This is a genomic window from Parashewanella hymeniacidonis (assembly GCF_016900895.1).
Lineage (GTDB): Bacteria > Pseudomonadota > Gammaproteobacteria > Enterobacterales > Shewanellaceae > Parashewanella > Parashewanella hymeniacidonis.
In genome coordinates, this window is sequence record NZ_JAFEUN010000266.1 from 1 (window position 1) to 1452 (window position 1452).

1 protein-coding gene is annotated in these 1452 nt (G+C 37.3%); it reads left to right on the forward strand.

The features are described 5' to 3' along the window. Positions 1-331: 331 nt before the first annotated feature. Positions 332-1330 (forward strand): oxygen-dependent tRNA uridine(34) hydroxylase TrhO, encoded by a 999-nt coding sequence (gene trhO, locus JQC92_RS22240; protein WP_205001709.1) that lies wholly within the window; start codon positions 332-334, stop codon positions 1328-1330. Positions 1331-1452 lie beyond the last annotated feature (122 nt).

A 1452-nucleotide genomic window follows, 5' to 3' on the forward strand; every position in this document is an offset into this window, starting at 1 on the left:
CACTTGGTAAATTTAGTTTTCGGTAAGTTAGGAATAGACGTGAGTGATGAAAAAGTATCTCAGGTTTATAGTGAAATCAGTGAGTACAGGACAATTGCTGCATAAAACTGTCTGCAGTATTGTCTATTAACTTCCACTTAAATTTCGTTAGAACCATTAATTTTTACTTTTTATCAACCGCTAATTACTCACAATATTTATATAACTTACTTTTGGTTGAACCTCAGGTAAACATCGATCTAGATCAATGTTAAAATACCTATCAATTAACACACGTTTTATCTAAACACGTATGCACTGGCTTTACGAGCCAGCGAGCAATGAGGAAGTTATGTCAGGTACATCATCACACCAAACCAGTGAAAAGATCACGGTTTGCGCTTTATATAAATTTGTAAACCTACCAAATTATCAAGAAGTAAAACCATTGTTGTTAAACACAATGATAGATCTTGAAATCAAAGGCACGCTATTGCTCGCAAGTGAAGGCATTAACGGCACTGTGGCTGGAACCAATAAAGCCGTTCAAGCTCTTTTATCATGGATTGATGGCCAAGTTGGGCTCGACAACATTGTGACTAAATTTTCTTACGAGCAGCAAAACCCGTTTTATCGAACTAAGGTAAAGCTGAAAAAAGAAATTGTTACTATGGGTGTTGAGGGTATTGATCCTAACGAAGTCGTGGGGACTTACGTTAAGCCTCAAGACTGGAATGCTCTGATTTCAGACCCTGAAGTTACGTTGATAGATACTCGAAATGATTATGAAATTGGGATCGGTACCTTCAAAAATGCTGTGAACCCAAAAACGGAAACATTCAGAGAGTTTCCTAAATACGCTGAAGAAAATCTTGATCCGAAAAAGCACAAGAAAGTAGCCATGTTCTGTACTGGTGGTATCCGTTGTGAAAAATCAACTGCATACATGAAAGAGCAAGGTTTTGAAGAGGTGTATCATCTTGAAGGCGGCATCTTAAAATATCTTGAAGAAGTAAAACAAGATGAAAGCTTGTGGGAAGGTGAGTGCTTTGTTTTTGATAATCGAGTTGCCGTCAATCACAGCCTTGAAAAAGGTCAATATCAGCAATGTAATGCATGTCGATTACCGATTACTCAGGCTGATATGCAATCTGCAGCTTATGTAAAAGGCGTAAGTTGCCCAAATTGCATTGATAAAATTTCTGATGAACAACGTCAGCGTTTTATTGAGCGTGAGAAACAAGTGCAACTTGCTGAAATGAGAAATGAGCAACACATTGGCAGTGAAGTAAATAATGTCATTAAAGATCGTCGCCAGCGGAAAGACGAGCTAAAAAAAGCCCAAAATTAATGTAACCATTCACCAAGCCCCTCTTGTTTTTTGTGAAACAAGTCACTTGATCTAACATTGTTACTTGAACGATCTTTTTATGGTGTTTTTATGTACACATGAAAAAGAAAAAATGCTTCGAG